Raw genomic sequence first — 21,381 nt, 5'->3', positions numbered from 1 at the left:
TTCCTGATCGGCGGCTCCGAATGCACCCGCCGCTGCGACTTCTGCCAGATCGACACCGGCAAACCCTCCCCCCTGGACCGCTTCGAACCCACCAAGGTCGCCCGCTCCGTCCAATCCATGAACCTGCGCTACGCCACCGTCACCGGCGTCGCCCGCGACGACCTCGACGACGAAGGCGTCTGGCTCTACGCCGAAACTGTGCGCAAGATCCACGAACTGAACCCCGGCACCGGCGTGGAACTGCTCATCCCCGACTTCTCCGGCAACCCCGAGCACATCAAGGCGATCTGCGACTCGGCMCCGGAAGTGTTCGCCCACAACGTCGAAACCGTGCCGCGCATCTTCAAACGCATCCGCCCCGCGTTCCGGTACGAGCGTTCCCTGGACGTCATCACCCAGGGCCGCAACCATGGGATGGTCACCAAGTCCAACCTCATCCTGGGCATGGGCGAAACCCGGGAAGAGATCTCCGAAGCCCTGGCCGACCTGCACGCTGCCGGCTGYGACCTGATCACCATCACCCAGTACCTGCGCCCCTCCGAACGGCACCTGCCCGTGGACCGCTGGGTCAAACCCCAGGAATTCGTCGAGCTCGCCACCGAAGCCGAAGAACTGGGCTTCCTCGGCGTCATGTCCGGACCCCTCGTGCGCTCCTCCTACCGCGCCGGACGCCTCTGGGCCACCGCCATGCGCAAAAAAGGCCGCGACATCCCGTCGCATTTAGAGCACATTGCCCACATCGCCGACGGCATCCAGGACTCCGGCACCACCCGCCAGGAAGCCCGCACACTCCTCAACCACGGAGCTTAAGGCAAAGACCGGATAAACGGCGCGGATAAACAGCCCGCCGCATGGCGTCTGCAAAAGCACGATCAAAGGACCGGATACCGGAGAAATCCGGAGTCCGGTCCTTTGTCGCAAATCACGTAGAATTAAGGAACTATGGCGAAATCCCCTGATTCCAGCAAGTCGACAACATCGGCTGCCGACGCTCCCAAGCGCGGCTTGTTTTCCCGCAAGCCCAAGGAAGCCAAGGCCAAGAAGCCGAGCCAGTTGAAGCAGATCGGCGAGGTCTTCAAGATGACCCGCCGCAATGACCCGATTGTCGTGTGGCTCATGCTGCTGGCGTTCCTCGGCGTTGTTGCAGTCAGCCTTATTATCGGCCTCATCCTGAACAACTGGATCACGGGCCTGATCATCGGCATTCCTTTGGGCTTGCTGGCAGCCGTTTTCATCCTCTCGCGCCGTGCAGAGCGTGCCGCGTTCGCCCAGATCGAGAACCAGCCAGGCGCTTCCGGTGCTGCCTTGGGTACCCTGCGCCGCGGTTGGATCACTGAAGACCAGCCCGTCGCGGTCAACCCGCGCACGCAGGACGCTGTCTTCCGCGCCATCGGCCGTCCCGGCGTCGTCCTGGTGACTGAAGGACCTTCGCACCGGGTCAAGCCGCTTGCCGAGGCCGAGCGGAAGAAGCTTTCCCGCATCCTTCCGAACGTGACGGTCCACGTGATCGAGAGTGGCCGCGGCGAAGGCCAGGTGCCCATCAGCCAGATCGCGAAGACCATGAATAAGTACAAGAACGAGCTCACCAAAACGGAAGTCAACGCGGTCAGCAAGCGGATCTCCTCGCTCGGAACGCGGCTCCCGATCCCGAAGGGCATCGACCCCTACAAGGCACGCCCGGACCGCAAGGCAGCCCGCGGACGCTAACGCATCCAAATAAACAACAAGAAACCGCCCAGTTCCCAAAGCTGACCAGAAGCATTTCTGGCGTTTGGGAACCGGGCGGTTCTTTTATCCCGCGGAACTACATGCGGATGAGGATGGTGTTCATGGCTTTGTCGTGGAGGCCACGCTGGTCGGGATCGAAAACCACGGCAGGGATCACGAGGCACAGCAGGAGCGTCCGCACGAAAGCAGCCAGGGGACCCGCGGGATAGCCGCCGAGTCGCACCACATGGATTCCCGCAACCCTGTGGCCGATGCTGTAGCCAAGAGTGCCGATGAGGAGGATTTGCTCTACGGCAAAAACTGCGAGCGTAGCCCACTGGTTTCCGCCAAACGCGAAGTTGCTGATCACCAGGGCGACAACCCAGTCGATGCAAATCGCCAGGATCCGCCTGCCCGCGCGGGCAATGGAGCCCGGCCCCGACTCGGGCAAGCCAAGCCGCTCCCCCGGATATTTGGAAATTCCCGATGTGTCCGGCCCTGTAAGCCATGAACCAAGGTCTTTGCGATCTACCACATTTCAAGCTTAATGCCTCACCAAGGCCCGCTCGACGGCGCATCGACCCGGGGCCGGATGATTGCCCGATTTCACGGGCGAGGACCACATAGAGGAATGACATGGACCGTCCATGCGATAGACCAGTAGCGTTAACATTGCAGGTGGTTCTGTAACCTGCTCGAAACAATACTGACACCCCCGGGAAATCCCCTTTCCCTAGGGTGGTAAAAGTTGCCAGCCACCGCAGCAGGGATGCTTTTTTGTTTCCCTGCCACCGGTTTGCGCTGGATCAGACGGCCTGAGTGCCCGTTACCTGTATGCGTTAGGAGCATAGATGTTCAAGACTGCGGACGAAGTCCTCAAGTTCATCAAAGACGAAGACGTTAAGTTCGTCGATATCCGCTTCACCGATCTTCCGGGCGTCCAGCAGCACTTCAACGTGCCGGCCAAGAGCGTCGACGCTGACTTCTTCGTCAACGGCCAGCTCTTTGACGGATCCTCCATCCGCGGTTTCCAGGGCATTGCAGAGTCTGACATGCAGCTCATCCCGGACGTCACCACGGCCTTCATCGATGCTTTCCGCGTCGAGAAGACCCTCGCTCTGAACTTCTCCATCGTGAACCCGCGTACGGGCGATCCTTACCACCGCGACCCCCGCGGCGTTGCCGAGAAGGCTGAGGCTTACCTCGCTTCCACCGGCATCGCGGACACCGCGTTCTTCGCCCCCGAGGCCGAGTTCTACGTTTTCGATAACGTACAGTTCGAGTCCTCCCCGCAGGGTTCCTTCTACAAGGTCGACTCCATTGAAGCTCCGTGGAACACGGGCCGCGAAGAAGAAGGCGGCAACCTCGGCTACAAGACCCCGTTCAAGGGTGGCTACTTCCCGGTTGCTCCGGTTGACCACCAGGCCGACCTCCGCGACGCCATGTGCATCGCGTTGGACGAAGCAGGCCTCGAGGTCGAGCGTTCGCACCACGAAGTCGGCGCCGCCGGCCAGGCTGAGATCAACTACAAGTTCACCACCCTGGTGCACGCTGCTGACGACCTGCAGAAGTTCAAGTACGTCATCAAGAACACCGCATGGGAATACGGCAAGTCGGTGACCTTCATGCCGAAGCCGATCTTCGGTGACAACGGCTCGGGCATGCACTGCCACCAGTCCCTGTGGAGCAACGGCGAACCGCTGTTCTACGACGAGAAGGGCTACGCCGGCCTGTCCGACACCGCACGTTGGTACATCGGCGGCCTGCTGAAGCACTCCAGCGCAGTTCTCGCCTTCACCAACCCGACCGTCAACTCGTACCGTCGCCTGGTCAAGGGCTTCGAAGCTCCGGTCAACATGGTTTACTCGCAGGGTAACCGCTCTGCCGGTATCCGCATCCCGATCACGGGTTCCAACCCGAAGGCCAAGCGCATCGAGTTCCGCGCTCCGGACCCCGCCTCGAACCCGTACCTGGCCTTCGCTGCCCAGCTGATGGCAGGAATCGACGGCATCCGCAACCGCATCGAGCCCCCGGCACCGATCGACAAGGACCTCTACGAGCTCCCCGCCGAGGAAGCCAAGGACATCCCCAAGGCTCCGGGTTCGCTTGAGGAAGCCCTCGATGCCCTGCGCGAGGACAACGAGTTCCTCCAGGCCGGTGGCGTGTTCACCCAGGACCTGATCGACACCTGGATCGAGTACAAGTACGAGAACGAAATCCGCCCGCTCTCCCTGCGCCCGAACCCCTACGAGTTCGAGCTCTACTACGGCGTCTAGTCTCTGGCCGTCGCCGGTTGACTAACAGTGGCTCCCACCGAATGGTGGGAGCCACTGTCGTTTAAGTCGCCTAACGAGTGCCTGGGTGCCTCGGAACCTCGAAGGCCCGATACATGGTCCACTGTGGTCCGGCGGACCCGCCCAGGAACCGGCCGGTCTCCGTGAAACCGGCGTTTTCATACGCGGAACGGGCTGCCGGATTGGCTTCGTTGACGGAGAGTACGACGCCGGCCTGGCCGCCACCCAGCCTGGCCGTCAGCTTCAACGCTTCCCGGACAGCCGTGGCCGCCGCGGCGGAGCCCAGGCCCCTCCCCTGGCAACGACGGTCGATCACGAAGCCCCGAAGCAACCAGGCCGATTCGTCGTCGGACCACCCCGCGAGCGTGGCGGCTCCCGACTGCAAGGTGAGGACTCCGACGGCAGCACCGGCCGCCTCAATGAGGTACGGCTGCCGGCTTTCATCCTGGAGGCCCGCGAACATCATCTTGAAGGGATCGCCGACGAAGCTTTCCTGGCCCGGAGCCAGTTCCATGTTGGCGGCCTCGCCCAACGTTATAGCTAGCGCGTCGTCGTCAAGGCTCTTCAGGGGAATCAGCCACACTGTCTCAGCCGTTCTCAGTGCTGGCGATTTCACTGGCCGTAGAACTGCTTTTCGAACACCGCCCGTGCCCGACGACTCAGACGCAAGTAGTCTTCTTCGAACACCCCGGCCTGCCCGGGTGCGTAGCCGCACCAGCGGGCCACCGATTCCAAGTCCCGCCTCGAGGCAGGCAGGACGTCGGAAGCCCGGCCCGTGCAAATGACGTTCGCGGAGCGGATCCGGCTCGCGAGGCGCCATGCTTCGCGCAACAGGGCGGCTTCGCCCTTGGGTATGAGTCCCAGGGTGCGAATGGCGTCAAGGGCTTCCAGGGTTGACGTCGTCCTGAGCTGCGGGTGCTTGGCTGCGTGCTGAAGTTGAAGCAACTGCACCAGCCACTCGACGTCGCTCAGTCCACCCCTGCCAAGCTTCACATGCCGCGCGGGATCGGCTCCGCGGGGCAGTCTCTCGGACTCCACACGGGCTTTGATTCGACGGATTTCCCGGACATCGGTGTCGGCGAGCGACTCCGGGTAGCGGATGGGATTGATGAGCCGGAGGAATGCCCCGGCCAAGGCATCTGACCCGGCCATCGGCTGGGCCCGCAGCAGCGCTTGCGCTTCCCAGATGAGCGACCATCGCCGGTAATACTCCGCGTAAGACTCGATGGATCGGACCATGGCGCCGTTCTTCCCCTCCGGGCGAAGATCCGCGTCCACTGTCAGGACCCGCTCAGCCCGGATGGCCGGTTTGAGGGGCTGGGTCAGCAACGTGGAAATATGTCCCACGATTGCACGTGCTTGCTGCTGCGCTTCATCATCGCCCACCCCGGGCAATGCCCGGTGGACGTACATGACATCGGCGTCCGAGCCGTAGCCGATTTCGCGCCCTCCCTGCCGGCCCATCGCCACCACGAGCACCTGGGTCTTGAGTGGTCCCTCCGCGGAGACAATGCCTTCGGCGACGTGGAGGGCACCCAGAACCGCCGCCCGGTCGACGTCGGCCAGTGCGGTCCCCACCGCGTCCTGTTCGACGAGCCCGGAACTGTCGGCGATGGCGATCCGGAGGATCTCGCGACGGCGGATGAGCCGGATGAGCCGCATCGCGTTCTCGGGCTCGGCGTGGCGCGACATCTTCGATTGGATTTCCTGCCACTGGGCCTCGAAGCCAAGGGGCATGAGGTCCTTGTCCGTCCCCAGCCAGGCGACGGATTCCGGGGAAACCTCCAGAAGGTCGGCAATCAATCGGGAGTTCGAGAGCATGTGGCAAAGCCGCTCGGCCGCCGCTTGGGAGTCGCGCAGCATCCCGAGGTACCAGTGGGTGGTGCCCAGCGCTTCGCTGACGCGGCGGAAGGCGAGCAGGCCGGCGTCGGGATCCACGCCTTCGGCGAGCCAGCCGAGAAGGATGGGAAGAAGCTGCCGCTGCAAAGCGGCCCGACGACTGACCCCCGCCGTCAACGCTTCAATGTGGCGCATCGCACCCTGTGGGTCCCGGTAGCCGAGTGCGGCGAGGCGGCCCTGGGCCGCTTCCGGGGTGAGCCTGGCGTCCTCGGTGCTCAGCTTCGCGGCAGTATTGAGGAGGGGACGGTAGAAGATCCGGTCATGAAGCTCCCGCACTGAGCGTTTGGTTTTCTGCCAGGTCTCCACGAGGGCGTCCGGGTGCGGCCGGCCGGTGGAAAACGGTCCGAGAACCGCCTTGGCGAGGAACCGCAAGGATTCCTGGCTGGTGGGCATCAAGTGGGTGCGGCGCATCTGGAACAACTGGATGCGGTGCTCCAGGACACGCAAGTAACGGTAGGCCGCGTCGAAGGCCGCAGCGTCCACCCTGCCAATGTAGCCGCCCGCGGACAGCGCAGAGATCGCGGACGTGGTGTCCCGGCAACGCAGTGTCTCGTCCGATTTGCCGTGAACGAGCTGCAGGAGCTGGACCGTGAATTCGACGTCGCGCAGCCCGCCCGGGCCTAGCTTGATTTGGCGCTGTTCTTCGGCGGGCGCGATGTTGTTCGTGACCCGCCGACGCATGGCTTGGACGGACTCCACGAAGCCTTCCCTGCCCGCCGACGCCCAGACCAGGGGCTGGACCGCCTGCTCGTAGCGCGCCCCGAGATCCTTGTCGCCGGCGATGGTCCGCGCTTTGAGGAGCGCCTGGAACTCCCAGCTTTCAGCCCACTTCGCGTAATAGCTCAAGTGCGACGGCAGGGTCCGGACCAGCGGGCCTGATTTCCCCTCGGGCCGAAGGTTCGCATCGACTTCCCATAGCCCGGGTTCGGTTCCGGTCGAGGAAATGGCGCGGGAAATTCCGGCTGCCAGCACCGTCCCGATCGTCGCCGCCCTGGCGTCCTCGAGCCCGGACGCTTCAATGACATAGATGACGTCGACGTCGGAAATGTAGTTGAGTTCGCGGGCGCCGCACTTACCCATGCCAATGACAGAGAGCCCGACGGCGGCAACTTCGGCGGCGTCGAAGGAACCGGCGGCTTCGGCCCTGGCTACCGCCAAAGCGGCTTCGATCGCCGCGCCGGCGAGGTCCGCCAGCTCGGCGCCCACCGCAGGCATGAAGTCCTGGGGGCTCGCGGCGCACAAGTCCTTGATGGCCAGCTCGGTGAGGCCCCGCCGATAGGCCGTCCGGAGTGCAGCGTAAGCGGCCGGGCCTGTCATTCCGGCAACGGGCCGGAGTGAATTGGGGTCGGCCTGGACGGAACGCAGCAGCTTCATCCTCAACTCACCGGCGTCAGCCGGCATGGGTTCCGGACTGACTCGGACGTCGAACACGTCCAGGTGTTCCGGATGCCTGATGAGGAACTCACCTAAAGCCTCGGACGCCCCGAGCAAGCGGTAAAGCGGCTCGCTCCGGTCTGTGTCCTCCCCCGCCAGTTGCCTGAGGCTAGGGTGCTTCTCGATGAGCCGAACGAGCGATTGGAGTGCTGTGTCCGGGTTGGCGCTCAGGTGCAAGCCGGCAAAGATCGTCTCCTGCTCAATGCCCTCGAGCTCCGGGGCAGCCAGGAACCGCTCGCCCTTCTCAAGATCGCTGAAGCCGGCCGAAATGAGCCGGCGGGCCAGGCTCACACTCACGGTCTAGAGGATGCCGAGGTTGCGCTTGAGCTCGTAAGGCGTGACTTGGAGGCGGTAATCCTGCCATTCCGCGCGCTTGTTCCGCAGGAAGTGGTCAAAGACCTGCTCACCAAGGATGTCCGCCACAAGCTCCGAATCTTCCATGGCCCGGATGGCGTCGTGAAGGCTCGCCGGCAACGGAGCGTGGCCCATCGCCTTCCGTTCCGCGGAGGTCAGCGACCAAACGTCATCTTCGGCCGCGGCGGGAAGCTCGTACCCTTCCTCGATGCCCTTAAGTCCGGCGCCAAGCAGCACGGCATAGGCAAGATAGGGGTTGGTGGCCGAGTCGATGCCGCGGTATTCGATCCTGGCGGACTGGCCCTTGCCCGGCTTGTACAGGGGAACACGGACCAGCGCGGAGCGGTTGTTGTGGCCCCAGCTCAAATAGCTCGGAGCTTCCCCGCCACCCCAGAGCCGCTTGTACGAATTGACGAACTGGTTGGTGACAGCAGTGAACTCGGGTGCGTGCCGGAGGATGCCGGCAATGAATTGCCGGGCGCTGCGGGACAACTGGAATTCGGCCCCAGCTTCGTAGAAGGCGTTCGTGTCGCCTTCGAACAAGGAGAAGTGTGTGTGCATGCCGGACCCCGGGTGGTCCGTGAAGGGCTTGGGCATGAACGTGGCGTAGGTGCCTTGCTGCAGGGCCACTTCCTTGATGACCGTGCGGAACGTCATGATGTTGTCCGCCGTCTGGAGGGCGTCCGCGTAGCGAAGGTCGATCTCGTTCTGGCCCGGCCCACCTTCGTGGTGGCTGAACTCCACGGAGATCCCCACGGACTCAAGCATGGTCACCGCGGTACGGCGGAAATCCTGGGCCACGCCGCCGGGCACGTGGTCGAAGTACCCGCCCTCGTCGACCGGTACGGGAACGCCGTTGGGATCGAGGTCCTGGGACTTCAAGAGGTAGAACTCGATCTCAGGGTGCGTGTAGCACGTGAACCCCATGTCCGCCGCCTTGGCGAGCGTGCGCTTTAGAACATTCCGGGGATCGGCCGCGGATGGCTCGCCGTCCGGAGTGAGGATGTCGCAGAACATCCTGGATGTCTGCTCCGTTTCGCCGCGCCAGGGCAGGATCTGGAAAGTGGAGGGATCGGGCTGGGCCAGCATGTCGGATTCGAACACGCGGGCGAGTCCCTCAATAGCGGAACCGTCGAAACCCAGCCCCTCTTCGAAGGCGCCTTCTACTTCCGCGGGAGCCAGCGCAACCGATTTCAGGGAACCGACGACGTCGGTAAACCACAAGCGTACGAAGCGCACATCACGCTCTTCGATAGTTCGCAGAACGAACTCTTGCTGGCGGTCCATGGGGCCTCATTTCCGGGTCAACGTCCAGGCCGTCGGTTCACGTATTAACGCCGACGACAACTCAGCATTCACTCTACTAAGCATTGGGCCGGAATGGCGGCACAGCAGATCCGCGTAACACAGCGTTTACAAATGCCCGGCCGTCGTTCGCTCCGGTGGCTAGGACGGCCGCCACCGCATACGCTCTACTCATGGCCCCAAGCAACAGTTCCGATTCCAGCATGCCCTCAGAAGTTCCTGCCCCGTACGGGACCGGACCCACAGCGGGAAACCCTGCGGGCGCCCTCGCTCCAAAGCCCGTTGCCAGGGTTCGCACGCATCACCTCCAGCAAGCCAAGGCCAAGGGCGAGCGCTTTGCGATGCTGACCGCCTACGAGCAGTACACCGCCGAAATCTTCGACCAAGCCGGCATCGACGTCCTGCTAGTTGGCGATTCCGCCTCCAACAACGTGTTCGGCAACGAAACCAGCATCCCGGTAACTGTGGACGAACTTCTGCCCTTGTGCCGCGCCGTGTCCCGCTCCGCCAAACGGGCCCTTGTTCTGGCAGACCTCCCTTTCGGCAGCTATGAGGTATCACCGGAACAAGCCGTAGCAACGGGCGTCAGGTTCCTCAAGGAAGGCCTCGCGCACGGAGTGAAAATCGAAGGCGGCGCTTTCTACGCGGGAACTGTCCGGGCAATGGTCCAGGCGGGCATTCCGGTGATGGCGCACATTGGATTCACCCCGCAGAGCGAACACTCCTTGGGCGGTTACCGGGTCCAGGGTCGCGGCGACGACGCTACCCGCCTCATCGAGGACGCGGTCGCCCTCGCCAACGCGGGTGCCTTTTCGGTCCTGATGGAAATGGTCCCGGCGGAAACTGCCGCCGCCGTCGACGCCGCGATCGACGTCCCAACGATCGGGATCGGCGCCGGCAACGCAACGACCGGCCAGGTCCTGGTCTGGCAGGACATGGCAGGCTTACGCGGTGGCAAGATGGCCAAATTCGTCAAGCAATACGCAGACCTTCGGACAACGCTGAGCGACGCGGCAAAGTCCTACGCCGACGACGTCAGGTCCGGCCAGTTCCCTGGGCCGGAGCACTCATTCTGAGGACTTAGTCCTCGTCGTCCTTATCCCAGGCTTCGTTGCGGGCCTTGACCTTTTCCAGGGCCTCTTCCGCTTCCTTGCGCGTCTTGTAGGGTCCGATCAATTGTGTCCAATCAGACAACGCGTCTTCTTCGACCTGGTGTGTCTTGACGTTGTACCAGTACTCCGCCACTGTTCCTCCTCAGCCCATCCCGCCGTAACCTGGGCCGCGCCACTTAGCTCTTGGCCGCCATTGTTACTTGCGTCTCGTGCGTCCCTTATATGATCAATCTATGCCTTCTCCCGCTCCGACCGCACCCATCGGCACGCTTACCCGAGGAACCGTCAGCCCGCGGCTGGACGTACCTGCGTCCATCCCGCGCCCGGAGTACGTCGGCAAACCGGGCCCGGCGAAGTTCACCGGTTCCGAGGTCAAATCGTCCGAGACCATCGAGAAAATCCGGATTGCCGGAAAGATCGCGGCACAGGCGATTGTCGAGGTGGGGAAGCACATTGTCCCCGGAGTGACCACGGACCAGCTCGACCGGATCGGGCACGAGTTCCTCCTCGACAACCATTCCTACCCGTCCACCCTTGGGTACCGGGGTTTCCCCAAGTCGCTATGTTCCTCGCTCAACGAGGTCATCTGCCACGGCATCCCGGACACCACGGTGGTCCAGGACGGCGACATCCTCAACATCGACATCACCGCGTACATCAACGGTGTCCACGGCGACACCAACTACACCTTCCTCGTCGGGGATGTGGACGAGGAGTCACGCCTGTTGGTCGAACGGACACAGGAATCGCTCAACCGGGCCATCAAAGCGGTGGCCCCGGGACGTGAGATCAACGTGATCGGCCGGGCGATCGAGTCATATGCGAAACGCTTCGGCTACGGCGTAGTCCGCGACTTCACCGGCCATGGCGTAGGCGAAGCGTTCCACACCGGCCTGATCATTCCCCACTACGACGCAGCGCCCGCGTACAACACTGTGATCGAGGCGGGAATGGTGTTCACGATCGAGCCGATGCTCACGCTTGGCACCGTCGAATGGGACATGTGGCCCGATGACTGGACAGTCGTCACCCGCGACCACAAGCGGACGGCACAATTTGAGCACACCCTGCTGGTCACCGAGACCGGCGCCGAAATACTGACCCTTCCTTAGCTACCCCGGAAGGTCACTTGGCAGCGTTAGCCTGCTGAACCATGCCCACCCCTCCTGCCATGAACGGAAACGCATTGACCAAGAAGGATGAGAAGTTCCACAAGCACGGACCATTGATCGGCATTGATGTTGGTGGCACCGGCATCAAGGGCGGCATCGTCGACCTCAAGAAGGGCAAGCTGGTCGGCGACCGCCTTCGTATCCTGACGCCGCAGCCGTCCACGCCGGAAGCTGTCGCAGAGGTCATCGCGCAGATAGTCGAGGATTTGTCCACCCGTCCGGATGCGCCGGCCCCCGGATCTCCCGTGGGGGTGACGTTCCCTGGAATCATCCAGCACGGCGTGGTGCGTTCCGCCGCGAACGTGGACAAGTCGTGGCTCAACACTGATATCGATTCGCTGCTGAGCAAGCGATTGGACCGGCCAGTCAAGGTCATCAATGACGCCGACGCGGCCGGCCTCGCCGAGGCCCGCTACGGCGCCGGTGAAGGCGTCGAAGGCACTGTCCTTGTCATCACCCTCGGCACGGGCATCGGTTCGGCGTTCATCTTCAACGGACAACTGGTCCCGAACGCGGAACTCGGCCACCTCGAAGTGGACGGTCACGACGCCGAAACGAAGGCATCCGCCGTCGCCCGCGAGCGTGACGGACTGAGCTGGGAAGAATACAGCGTATTGCTGCAGCGGTACCTCTCCCACGTCGAGTTCCTCTTCTCCCCCGAACTCTTCATCATCGGCGGAGGCATTTCGAAGCGTTCGGATGAGTACTTCCCGCACTTGTCCCTCCTGACGCCGATCGTCACGGCGGAGCTGAAGAACGACGCCGGGATCGTGGGCGCTGCGCTCGACATCGCACTCCACGACAAGACCGCCAAGTAACCCCGCAGCGTAACGGGCCGCCGTCGTCGTGATCCCACGTACGACGGCGGCACCCGGCAACGCGGTAAAACGAACCGCGGCGGGTGCGAAAGAAGGCCGGTGGTGGTTGCGGCTTCCCCTCCGCTGCCACCACCGGAGCTAGATGGGGCTCTTTTCCGAGCTCTTGCCGTTGGAGCCGCCCTTGGCCGCGCTGGCAGCCTCGTGGCGAAGGAGCGAGATGGCGGACTCGAAGTCTTCCAAGGACTCAAAGGCCTGGTAGACGCTGGCGAAACGCAGGTACGCGACTTCGTCCAGCTTTTGGAGCGGCCCAAGGATAGCCAACCCGACCTCATGGGCATTGATTTCGGCTGCGCCGGAAGAACGGATGTTTTCTTCCACTTCCTGCGCCAGCATGGCGAGGTCGTCTTCGGTGACCGGCCTGCCTTGGCAGGCCTTGCGGACACCATTGATGATCTTGATCCGGCTGAATGGCTCCCCCACGCCCGAACGCTTGATCACGGACAGGCTGGTGGTCTCCACAGTGGTGAACCGGCGTCCACATTCAGGGCATTGACGCCGCCGGCGGATGGCTGACCCGTCCTCGGCCATCCGGCTGTCAACAACGCGCGAGTCAGGGTTTCGGCAGAACGGACAATACACGCTGGCCTCCCTTGCTCGGTTCCGGCGCTGCCGCTGCGGAACCGGCCGCAGACGCAAAAGTGCCGGAAGTATGACTTCCGGCACCAGTTTACGGCGATTCCAGTCCTAATGCCAAGACTGTAATTACTATATGTAGTGGCAACGACCCAATATGTAGTGGTTCAGGCTCCCCTGAAGCGGATCTTGACGGCGTCACCGTGGCCCGGAAGATCCTCGGCATCAGCGAGGCTCACGATGTGCTTGCTCACCTCTTCAAGGGCATCCTTGCTGTAGTTGATCACCTGGACCGCGCGCAGGAAGGTTGTCACGTTGAGACCCGAAGAGAACGCCGCGGTGCCGCTCGTGGGCAGGACGTGGTTCGAGCCCGCGCAGTAGTCCCCGAGGCTGACCGGGCTGTAGTTCCCCACGAAAATGGCACCCGCGTTGCGTATCCTCGCAGCAACCGCTGCGGCGTCCGCCGTCATGATTTCCAAGTGCTCCGCCGCGTAGGCGTCGCACACCGCCACGCCCTGGTCCACATCGTCCACCAACACGACGCCGGACTGGGGACCGGACAAGGCAGTGGCGACCCGTTCAGCGTGCTTCGTGATTCCCACCTGATCCGCGAGCTCCCGCTGGACGTTGGCGGCGAGTTCCTCGGAATCCGTGATCAAGACAGATGCCGCTTTGGGATCGTGCTCGGCCTGGCTGATCAGGTCGGCGGCCACGAGGGCAGGGTGCGCCGAGGCGTCCGCGAGGATGGCAATTTCAGTGGTGCCCGCTTCGGAGTCGATTCCGACGACGCCCTTCACCAGGCGTTTTGCCGTGGCCACAAAGATGTTCCCAGGCCCAGTCACGACGTCCACGGGCTCGATCGGCAACTCATGGTCGGCGCCGGGGATCCCGTAGGCGAACGAGGCAATGGCCTGTGCGCCACCGATGGCATAGACCTCGTCGATCCCCAGGAGGGCTGCAGCCGCGAGGATCGTGGGGTGGGGCAGGCCGCCGAATTCCTTCTGCGGCGGCGACGCGAGCGCGATCGAGGCCACCCCGGCCGCAAGGGCGGGAACAACATTCATGATCACCGAGGAAGGGTAGACCGCCAGGCCACCCGGGACGTACAGGCCGACACGGCCTACCGGCACCCAGTTCTGGCTGACGACAGCGCCGTCGCCCAATTGCACATCGACGTTCGCGGGCTTTTGGCCTTCGGCGAAGCGCCGCGCACGGCTGATGGACTCCTCGAGGCCTGCACGGACGGCCGGATCCAGGTTTTCCAAGGCGTCGGCAAGGGCAGCGGCCGGCACACGGGGGTGGGACTGTTCCACGCCGTCGAAAGCCAGGGCCAATTCACCCAATGCCGCAAAACCACGGGAGCGGACGGCCGAAATGATGTCCAGAACCTTCTGTTCGGCGTCCGCCATCGTCTGATGCTTGGCCCGCGGCACAGCAGCACGCAATTCGGCCAAGGTGAGCGAGCGCCCGCGCAGGTCGATGCGGCGGAAGTCCACGGAACGGGAAGCAGCGTTGGTGGTGTTCTCGGAAGAAATGGTCACCCGACCATTTTACGGGGCATCCCGCTGTTCCTCCGGCTGCTTGCCCATCAGGCCGAAAAGAGTCAGGAGGAAGGACACCAAGGCCGTCGCGCCAGGCCACAACAGGAGGGCCGCCGTCGCTCGCAACGAAAAGCCGTCGGAACCGTTGGCAGCCGGCCCCCACCATTGCGCTGAAAGCAAGCCCACCTGCCAGGCAACGAGTGCGCCGATGAGGCCACCAAGTACCGCCAGCAAGACGCGCATCCCTTGGCCGGGCTTGCGGATCCTGGCGTCCAGGAGAATAGCCGTGAAGCAGCCGGCAAGGAGGAAGAGTCCGGCCAGGACGAGGTCGCGGGGTAGCCGGCCATCGGAATCGGTTGGATCCGCGAGTGCGTGGTTTCCGGAAACGAGGTTGAGCCCACCAGGGGCCAATACCCACCAAGCAAGTCCCAGACCGACGCCGGATACCGCCGGCACCGCGAGCCACAACCACCATTTACGGTCGCGCCTGTCCGTCGCTGGCGCGGACTCAAGAAGGTCTGGTGTTTGCTTGGTCATGACACAAACATTAACAAACGTTTCTGGACGCTCAATACGCGGCCGCACTGCACGGCAGCGGAATACGCTGAAGGTACGGGCGTTAATACCAGTTGATGGCAACAGGCTATGCAGGAGAACGGTCAAAGTGACGTTGGACAGATCGGCTTTTGAAGCAACGTTCAAGCAAATGTTCCGTCGGCATGCCGCCGGAGTCGCCATCATCACTGCCGACTTGGACGGCAAACCCTTCGGCTTCACAGCGACGTCAGTGGCGTCCTTGTCCGCGGAGCCGCCACGGTTCACCTTCAACATGTCCCGCAGTTCCAGCTCCTGGCCGGCCATAGCCAATTCGAGCTACATCGGATTGCACATGCTCGGGCGCGAGAACCAGGCACTGGCCGACCGCTTTTCCCGCACGCAGGAACGGTTCGAAGGCGACCACTGGGAACCGGGCCCGTTTGACGTGCCGGTCCTGAAGAACGTGGCGGGCTGGCTCATCGGAAAGATCCAGATGCGGCTGTCCTTCGAGAACAACGCGATCGTAGTGGTGGAAGTTGTCGACGGCCTGGTCGGCGACGACGACACTCCCCTGCTCTACCACTCCGGTTCCTACAGCCAACCCGTCCCGCTCGACTATGAGATCTGACCCAGGGAGATCTGACCCGGGCGGGTCACCCGTCCAGGCAGGTGGGCCCCAGAAGCACCTTCAGGTCTCCGAAGAGCGACGGCGTCGGATTCACGCGCAAGTGCACCGGCAACCCCATGACTTCCACTTTCGAATCGCCCTGCAAATGCAGTCTTACCTCTGAGTTGCCCCGGTGGGTGTTCAAGACATCGCGAAGGTCGGTGACAACCGCTTCAGTGGCCTTGTACGTGGGCATCGTGATGACCAGCGGACCGCTCGTGCTTTCGCTGAGGTCCGGAACCGAAAGCTCCATGCAGTTCAAAGTGACCGCGCCGTCGTCGCGCCGCTGCAGGCGGCCCTTGACCACGACAATGAGGTCTTCCGCCAGGACCGAAGCGATCGGGCCATAGACCTGGCCGAAGAACATGACCTCGATCGACGCGCCGAGGTCTTCGATTTCAGCCCGCGCATAAGCGTTGCCGCTTGCTTTCGCGATCCTGCGGCTCAGGGAGGTGATCATGCCCGCAATGGTGACGATGGCGCCGTCGTGCGGTCCGTCTTCACCAAGGATCGAGGTGATGGACTGCTCGGCGTGCTGGCTCAAGAGGCCTTCGAGGCCCTGCAAGGGGTGGTCGGAGACGTAAAGCCCCAGCATGTCCCGCTCAAAGGCGAGCTTGTCCTTCTTTTCCCACTCTGGCAGGTCCGGGATCTCGGTGCTCAAGGAGGCCTGCGGCTCCTGGTCATCGATCCCGGCGAAGAGGTCGAACTGTCCGATCGCTTCATTGCGCTTCAGGGTGATCACGGAGTCGATGGCTTCCTCATGGACCATCGCGAGGGCCCGGCGGTGGTGGCCGAGTGAGTCGAACGCTCCTGCCTTGATGAGGGATTCGATGGTTCGCTTGTTGCAGACCACCGCGGGCACCTTCATGAGGAAGTCCTTGAAGGAACCGTAGGCGCCTTCGCTCTCACGGGCCGCCACCATGGCCTCCACCACGTTGACGCCGACGTTGCGGATGGCGCCCATGCCAAAGCGGATATCGCTTCCCACAGGGGTGAAGTTGAGGCTCGACTCGTTGACGTCCGGCGGAAGCACAGTGATGCCCATGCGCCGGCACTCGTTGAGGTAGATCGCCGACTTGTCCTTGTCATCGCCCACCGAGGTCAACAGAGCCGCCATGTACTCGGGCGCGTAGTGCGCCTTCAAGTACGCCGTCCAATACGAGATCACCCCGTACGCGGCCGAGTGCGCCTTGTTGAAGGCGTAGTCCGAGAACGGGAGCAGGATGTCCCAGAGCGTCTTCACGGCGTCAGCGGAGTAGCCGTTGTCCTGCATGCCTTGGGAGAAGCCGGCAAACTGCTTGTCCAGTTCGGACTTTTTCTTCTTACCCATGGCACGGCGCAGGATGTCGGCTTGGCCGAGCGAATAGCCGGCCAGTTTCTGGGCCACGGCCATAACCTGTTCCTGGTACACGATCAGGCCGAATGTCCCGCCCAGGATGTCTTCCAACGGCTCGGCGAGCTCCGGGTGGATCGGGATGACGTCCTGGATCTTGTTCTTGCGCAGGGCGTAGTCCGTGTGCGCGTTAGCACCCATGGGACCCGGACGGTACAAAGCCAGCACGGCGGAAATGTCTTCGAAGTTGTCGGGCTTCATGAGCTTGAGCAGCGACCGCATGGGTCCGCCGTCGAGCTGGAACACACCCAAGGTGTCGCCGCGGGCCAGGAGTTCATAGGACGCGGCATCGTCCAGGGCGAGGTTCTCGAGGTCGAGGTCCACGCCCCGGTTCATCTTGATGTTTTCCAAGGCGTCCGAAATGATCGTCAGGTTCCTCAGGCCGAGGAAGTCCATCTTGATCAACCCGAGGCCTTCGGACGTCGGGTAGTCGAACTGCGTGATGACCTGGCCGTCCTGGATGCGGCGCATGATCGGAATGACGTCGATGATGGGGTCCGAGGACATAATGACGCCGGCGGCGTGGACGCCCCACTGGCGTTTCAGGCCCTCGATGCCCAGCGCGGTTTCGAACACCTTGGCAGCTTCGGGGTCCGTGCTGATGAGCTGGCGGAAATCCCCGGCTTCGCTGTACCGCTTGGCCTCAGGATTCTGGATGTCCGCGAGCGGAATGTCCTTCGCCATCACCGCCGGCGGAAGTGCCTTGGTGAGCTGTTCGCCCATGCTGAACGGATACCCGAGCACACGCGAAGAGTCCTTGAGTGCTTGCTTGGTCTTGATGGTGCCGTAGGTGACAATCATCGCGACGCGCTCATCGCCGTACTTCCGCGTGACGTAGTCGATCACTTCGGAACGGCGGCGATCGTCGAAGTCGACGTCGAAGTCGGGCATGGACACACGGTCCGGGTTGAGGAACCGCTCGAAAATGAGGCCGTGTTCCAAAGGATCGAGGTCGGTGATACGCATGGCGTACGCCACCATGGATCCCGCACCGGAACCACGGCCCGGGCCTACCCGGATGCCGTTGTTCTTCGCCCAGTTGATGAAGTCGGCAACCACCAGGAAGTAGCCGGGGAATCCCATGGACGTGATGACATCGAGTTCATAGTCGGCCTGCTTGCGGACTTTGTCCGGAACGCCCGTGGGGTACCGGTAGTCGAGGCCCTTCGCCACTTCCTTGACGAGCCACGACGTCTCGTCCTCACCCGGCGGGCAGGGGAACCGGGGCATGTAGTTCGCCCCCGTGTTGAAGGACACTTCGCAGCGTTCCGCGATCGCCAGGGTGTTGTCGCACGCATCAGGATAGTCGCGGAACAACTCCCGCATCTCCTGGGGGGACTTCAAGTAGTAGCCGCTTCCGGAGAAAGCGAAGCGGGATCCGCCGTTATCGTAGGTGGGTTCCAGGAGCGTTGAACCGGACTGGATCGCCAACAAGGCTTCGTGCGCCTTGGCATCGTGCTCGTGGGTGTAGTGGAGGTCGTTGGTGGCTACGAGCGGCAGGTTGAGCTCTTTCGCCAGCCGCAGGAGGTCGCCGGTGACCCGCCGTTCGATGTCCAGGCCGTGGTCCATCAGTTCGCAGTAGTAGTTCCCGGCACCGAAGATGTCGCGGAACTCGGAGGCCGCAGCCAAGGCTTCACGGTACTGGCCGAGGCGGAGCCGGGTCTGCACTTCACCGGAAGGACAACCGGTAGTGGCGATCAGGCCTTCGGAATAGGTGTTCAGCAATTCCCGGTCCAGGCGCGGCCACTTGCCGAACACCGAATCGAGCGAGGCAATGGACGATGCCCGGAACAAGTTGCGCATGCCCACGTTGTTGTAGCTCAACAACGTCATGTGGGTGTATGAGCCACCACCGGAGACGTCGTCCTTGCGCTGGCTCTCGTCGCCCCAACGGACACGTTCCTTGTCCCCACGCGCCGTCCCGGGCGTTACATACGCCTCTACACCGATGATGGGCTTGATGCCCTTGTCGGTGGCCTTCTTCCAGAAATCGAAGGCGCCGAACAGGTACCCGTGGTCCGTGGTGGCCAGGGCGGGCATCCCCAGCCGTTCGGTCTCATCGAACAATTCGGTGAGCCGGGCAGCACCATCCAGCATGGAATATTCGGTGTGGGTGTGGAGATGGACGAACGAGTCATTGCTGGAAGTCACCACGACAGTCTATCGGGAGCCTTCCTGTGCCGCAGGGAGTTGATCAGGCGTTGCCGCTTTCCAGGAGATCCAGCGCGAACTGGAGATCCGCGGGGTACTGGCTGGTAACTTCAATCCAATCCCCCGTGCGTGGGTGGTTGAAGCCAAGGCGGCGAGCATGCAGCCACTGCCTGGTAAGCCCCAGGTTGGCGGCAAGCCGCGGATCCGCCCCGTAAGTCAGGTCGCCGGCGCAGGGATGCCGCAAGGCGGAGAAATGCACCCGGATCTGATGCGTCCTCCCGGTTTCCAGGTGAACCTCCACGAGAGTCGCCTTGCCGTACGCTTCGAGGACCTCGTAGTGCGTCACGGACGGACGTCCGTCCTCGACGACGGCGAAGCGCCAGTCGTGCCCCGGGTGGCGTCCAATAGGTGCGTCGATGGTTCCTTCGAGGGGATCCGGCAGGCCTTGGACCACAGCATGGTAGACCTTGTCCACAGTGCGTTCCTTGAAGGCCCTCTTGAGGACCGTGTACGCATGCTCGCTCTTGGCGACCACCATCACGCCCGAGGTTCCGACGTCGAGCCGATGCACGATTCCGGCACGCTCCGGCGCGCCGGACGTGGAGATCCGGTAGCCGGCACCGGCCAAGCCTCCGACGACGGTGGGCCCCACCCAGCCCGGCGACGGGTGCGCAGCCACGCCAACAGGCTTGTCGATGACGACAAAGTCCTCATCGTCCAACAGGATGTTCAGGCCTTCCACGACTTCCTCCACGACTTCCAAGGGATCCCGGCGTTCGGGAACGGTGACTTCCAGGACGGAACCGGCAACGAGCTTCGCGGATTTTCCGACCACTGCTGCTGACACCATCACATTGCCTTCTGCGATGAGGACGGCAGCGGCCGAACGTGAAATATCCAGGAGTTTGGCCAGTCCTGCGTCCGCCCTGGCTCCGCCAAGATCTTCAGGTACGAGGAAGCGCTCAGGCATCGTCCGGTTCCCCGTCCCGCTTGGCCGGCAAACTCCCGGAAGAATCCGGAGCCGCGGAATCCGGAGCCGCAACGGAATGGTGGCGGGAGCCATCCAGCCCGATGCCCCGCAAGGTCAGGAGGCAAATGATCACGACGCCGGAAACGACGGCGGAGTCGGCAATATTGAAAATCGCGAAATTGGGCAGTTGGATGAAGTCCACCACGTGGCCCATGGCAAAGGACGGTTCCCGGAAAAGCCGGTCCGTAAGGTTTCCGAGGGCCCCGCCCAGCAGCAAGCCCAGGGCAAGTGCCCACCAGGCTGAGCCGAGCCGGCGCAACTGGAACAAGATCACTACGGACACAGCTGCCATGACAATCGTGAAGACCCACGTGACGTTCTCGCCGATCGAAAACGCCGCCCCGGAGTTGCGGATGTAATACCAGTGCAGAAGCGGCGGCAGCACGGGGATCCGCTCGCCCTCGACCATGGTGCTTGTGACCCAAAGTTTGGTCAGTTGGTCAAAGACGTAGGCGAAAACGGCAAAGCCCGCGAAGACCCATAGCAATGCCGGACGCCAAACGTGGGCTTTGATGCGGACTGGCTCTGCAGTGCCGTCTGATTGTTCTTCGCTCATAGTACTTTCATTCGTGGCCGTGGCTTCTGGCGCCTTAACAGGCGAAAGCCGGCGGCCGAGGAATCCCCAGCCACCGGCTTTCAGAATACTTGCTAGACCTCTGCGGCTGCTTCGCCGACCTCGGGGGCCGCAACAGAGCCACGGGCATCCAGGTCACGCAACTGGCCTTCGATGTAAGCCTTCAGGCGCGAGCGGTAGTCGCGCTCAAAGCCGCGAAGCTGCTCTACCTTGCGTTCGAGGACCGAGCGCTGCTGTTCGAGGGCACCAAGGATCTTGCGGGACTTGTCCTGCGCGTCGTTGACAAGGCTCGAGGCTTCGATCTGCGCCTCGGCGATGATCTTTTCCTTCTGCTGCTGGCCATCGGAAACGTGCTTGTCGTGCATCTGCTGGGCCATGGCCAGGAGGCCGGCTGCGGACTCAGCGGAGGGGGATCCGACGCCGGGGGTCGCGGCGGGAGCCGGAGCCTGCGCCTTCTTCTTCTCGGCTTCGGCGGCTGCCTTGGCTTCGGCTTCCGCCTTTGCCTGTGCTTCCTTTTCGGCCTTGGCTGCGGCGGGAACCTTCTCGACAACGGGTGCCGGCGCGGCTACAGCGGGGACAGCGTTTCCACCTTCGGCAAGCTTCTTGCGAAGCTCGTCATTCTCCTGGTTCAGACGCCTCAGCTCGACGACGATCTCGTCGAGAAAGTCGTCGACCTCGTCCTGGTCGTAGCCTTCGCGGAACTTAGTCGGCTGAAAGCGCTTGTTGACAACGTCTTCTGGCGTCAAAGCCATCTGGTCAC

Annotated in this window: 19 protein-coding genes; 7 read left to right on the top strand and 12 right to left on the bottom strand. The window is 63.0% G+C overall.

Annotation, left to right across the window (positions count from 1 at the left end; all coding sequences use genetic code 11):
• Together E1809_RS21085 and E1809_RS21080 are read left to right on the top strand one after the other, a co-directional pair.
• Nucleotides 1-810: lipoyl synthase (locus E1809_RS21085; RefSeq protein WP_133206203.1), on the top strand; the 810-nt coding region annotated here is incomplete at its 5' end.
• Between the two features lie 132 nt (nt 811-942).
• Nucleotides 943-1,707 carry a DUF4191 domain-containing protein gene (locus E1809_RS21080; RefSeq protein WP_133206202.1) on the top strand — a complete coding sequence of 255 codons (765 nt, stop codon included), beginning with the start codon at nt 943-945 and terminating at the stop codon, nt 1,705-1,707.
• 97 nt (nt 1,708-1,804) lie between these two features.
• Here E1809_RS21080 and E1809_RS21075 read toward each other — a convergent pair whose 3' ends face one another.
• A complete protein-coding gene (locus E1809_RS21075; protein ID WP_133206201.1) occupies nt 1,805-2,242 on the bottom strand; it encodes an RDD family protein in 438 nt (145 codons plus the stop codon).
• A gap of 316 nt (nt 2,243-2,558) precedes the next feature.
• Here E1809_RS21075 and glnA (E1809_RS21070) point away from each other — a divergent pair, with 316 nt between their 5' ends.
• Nucleotides 2,559-3,983, top strand: a complete 1,425-nt coding sequence (glnA, locus tag E1809_RS21070) for a type I glutamate--ammonia ligase (RefSeq protein ID WP_133206200.1) — start codon at nt 2,559-2,561, stop codon at nt 3,981-3,983.
• A 70-nt stretch (nt 3,984-4,053) separates the two neighbouring features.
• On the opposite strand, the gene E1809_RS21065 is transcribed toward glnA (E1809_RS21070), so the two are convergent.
• The 3 genes from E1809_RS21065 to glnA (E1809_RS21055) are packed head-to-tail and all read right to left on the bottom strand — an operon-like array spanning nt 4,054 to nt 8,975.
• Nucleotides 4,054-4,617: a GNAT family N-acetyltransferase gene (locus tag E1809_RS21065; RefSeq protein WP_235835706.1), complete on the bottom strand. Its 564-nt coding sequence runs from the start codon at nt 4,615-4,617 to the stop codon at nt 4,054-4,056.
• Nucleotides 4,614-7,625 carry a bifunctional [glutamine synthetase] adenylyltransferase/[glutamine synthetase]-adenylyl-L-tyrosine phosphorylase gene (locus E1809_RS21060; RefSeq protein ID WP_133206209.1) on the bottom strand — a complete coding sequence of 1,004 codons (3,012 nt, stop codon included), beginning with the start codon at nt 7,623-7,625 and terminating at the stop codon, nt 4,614-4,616. The genes E1809_RS21065 and E1809_RS21060 overlap by 4 nt, the downstream gene beginning before the upstream one ends.
• 9 nt (nt 7,626-7,634) lie before the next feature.
• Nucleotides 7,635-8,975 (bottom strand): type I glutamate--ammonia ligase, encoded by a 1,341-nt coding sequence (glnA, locus tag E1809_RS21055; protein WP_133206199.1) that lies wholly within the window; start codon nt 8,973-8,975, stop codon nt 7,635-7,637.
• Nucleotides 8,976-9,166: 191 nt separating this feature from the next.
• On the opposite strand from glnA (E1809_RS21055), the gene panB reads away from it, so the two are divergent.
• Nucleotides 9,167-10,069 carry a 3-methyl-2-oxobutanoate hydroxymethyltransferase gene (panB, locus tag E1809_RS21050; protein ID WP_133206198.1) on the top strand — a complete coding sequence of 301 codons (903 nt, stop codon included), beginning with the start codon at nt 9,167-9,169 and terminating at the stop codon, nt 10,067-10,069.
• Between the two features lie 4 nt (nt 10,070-10,073).
• On the opposite strand, the gene E1809_RS21045 is transcribed toward panB, so the two are convergent.
• Nucleotides 10,074-10,238 (bottom strand): SPOR domain-containing protein, encoded by a 165-nt coding sequence (locus E1809_RS21045; RefSeq protein ID WP_133206197.1) that lies wholly within the window; start codon nt 10,236-10,238, stop codon nt 10,074-10,076.
• 100 nt (nt 10,239-10,338) lie between these two features.
• Between E1809_RS21045 and map the strand changes: the two genes are divergently transcribed.
• Together map and ppgK are read left to right on the top strand one after the other, a co-directional pair.
• Nucleotides 10,339-11,217, top strand: coding sequence for a type I methionyl aminopeptidase (gene map, locus E1809_RS21040; RefSeq protein WP_133206196.1), 879 nt, complete (start codon nt 10,339-10,341; stop codon nt 11,215-11,217).
• A 74-nt stretch (nt 11,218-11,291) separates the two neighbouring features.
• Nucleotides 11,292-12,095: a polyphosphate--glucose phosphotransferase gene (gene ppgK, locus E1809_RS21035; protein WP_133206208.1), complete on the top strand. Its 804-nt coding sequence runs from the start codon at nt 11,292-11,294 to the stop codon at nt 12,093-12,095.
• Nucleotides 12,096-12,233: 138 nt separating this feature from the next.
• On the opposite strand, the gene nrdR is transcribed toward ppgK, so the two are convergent.
• The 3 genes from nrdR to E1809_RS21020 form a co-directional block, all read right to left on the bottom strand.
• Entirely contained in the window at nt 12,234-12,734 is a 501-nt protein-coding gene (gene nrdR / locus E1809_RS21030) for a transcriptional regulator NrdR (RefSeq protein WP_133206195.1), read from the bottom strand.
• A 161-nt stretch (nt 12,735-12,895) separates the two neighbouring features.
• Nucleotides 12,896-14,269, bottom strand: coding sequence for a histidinol dehydrogenase (hisD, locus tag E1809_RS21025; RefSeq protein WP_133206194.1), 1,374 nt, complete (start codon nt 14,267-14,269; stop codon nt 12,896-12,898).
• Nucleotides 14,270-14,278: 9 nt separating this feature from the next.
• Complete coding sequence (locus E1809_RS21020) at nt 14,279-14,806, bottom strand: hypothetical protein (protein WP_235835705.1); 528 nt, start codon at nt 14,804-14,806, stop codon at nt 14,279-14,281.
• A gap of 169 nt (nt 14,807-14,975) precedes the next feature.
• Here E1809_RS21020 and E1809_RS21015 point away from each other — a divergent pair, with 169 nt between their 5' ends.
• Complete coding sequence (locus tag E1809_RS21015) at nt 14,976-15,434, top strand: flavin reductase family protein (RefSeq protein WP_205754286.1); 459 nt, start codon at nt 14,976-14,978, stop codon at nt 15,432-15,434.
• A gap of 25 nt (nt 15,435-15,459) precedes the next feature.
• Here E1809_RS21015 and dnaE read toward each other — a convergent pair whose 3' ends face one another.
• From dnaE to E1809_RS20995, 4 genes are all read right to left on the bottom strand, one after another.
• Complete coding sequence (dnaE, locus tag E1809_RS21010) at nt 15,460-19,017, bottom strand: DNA polymerase III subunit alpha (RefSeq protein WP_133206192.1); 3,558 nt, start codon at nt 19,015-19,017, stop codon at nt 15,460-15,462.
• 43 nt (nt 19,018-19,060) lie between these two features.
• The gene (locus E1809_RS21005) at nt 19,061-19,987 is read right to left on the bottom strand and encodes an RluA family pseudouridine synthase (protein ID WP_133206191.1); all 927 of its coding nucleotides are present in this window, start codon (nt 19,985-19,987) and stop codon (nt 19,061-19,063) included.
• Nucleotides 19,980-20,603, bottom strand: a complete 624-nt coding sequence (gene lspA / locus E1809_RS21000) for a signal peptidase II (protein ID WP_133206190.1) — start codon at nt 20,601-20,603, stop codon at nt 19,980-19,982. Before lspA ends, E1809_RS21005 begins: the two co-directional genes overlap by 8 nt.
• Nucleotides 20,604-20,695: 92 nt before the next feature.
• Nucleotides 20,696-21,373: a DivIVA domain-containing protein gene (locus tag E1809_RS20995; RefSeq protein ID WP_133206189.1), complete on the bottom strand. Its 678-nt coding sequence runs from the start codon at nt 21,371-21,373 to the stop codon at nt 20,696-20,698.
• Nucleotides 21,374-21,381 lie beyond the last annotated feature (8 nt).

It is taken from the genome of Arthrobacter terricola (assembly GCF_004354015.1).
GTDB classification, from domain to species: domain Bacteria; phylum Actinomycetota; class Actinomycetes; order Actinomycetales; family Micrococcaceae; genus Arthrobacter; species Arthrobacter terricola.
This window is presented reverse-complemented; position numbering and strand designations above follow the sequence as displayed.

Coding starts and splice junctions, on each gene's coding strand:
- E1809_RS20995 (WP_133206189.1), bottom strand. CDS start 21,373: ATGGCTTTGACGCCAGAAGACGTTGTCAACAAGCGCTTTCAGCCGACT.
- E1809_RS21080 (WP_133206202.1), top strand. CDS start 943: ATGGCGAAATCCCCTGATTCCAGCAAGTCGACAACATCGGCTGCCGAC.
- lspA (WP_133206190.1), bottom strand. CDS start 20,603: ATGAGCGAAGAACAATCAGACGGCACTGCAGAGCCAGTCCGCATCAAA.
- map (WP_133206196.1), top strand. CDS start 10,339: ATGCCTTCTCCCGCTCCGACCGCACCCATCGGCACGCTTACCCGAGGA.
- glnA (WP_133206199.1), bottom strand. CDS start 8,975: ATGGACCGCCAGCAAGAGTTCGTTCTGCGAACTATCGAAGAGCGTGAT.
- E1809_RS21015 (WP_205754286.1), top strand. CDS start 14,976: ATGTTCCGTCGGCATGCCGCCGGAGTCGCCATCATCACTGCCGACTTG.
- glnA (WP_133206200.1), top strand. CDS start 2,559: ATGTTCAAGACTGCGGACGAAGTCCTCAAGTTCATCAAAGACGAAGAC.
- panB (WP_133206198.1), top strand. CDS start 9,167: ATGGCCCCAAGCAACAGTTCCGATTCCAGCATGCCCTCAGAAGTTCCT.
- E1809_RS21005 (WP_133206191.1), bottom strand. CDS start 19,987: ATGCCTGAGCGCTTCCTCGTACCTGAAGATCTTGGCGGAGCCAGGGCG.
- E1809_RS21020 (WP_235835705.1), bottom strand. CDS start 14,806: ATGACCAAGCAAACACCAGACCTTCTTGAGTCCGCGCCAGCGACGGAC.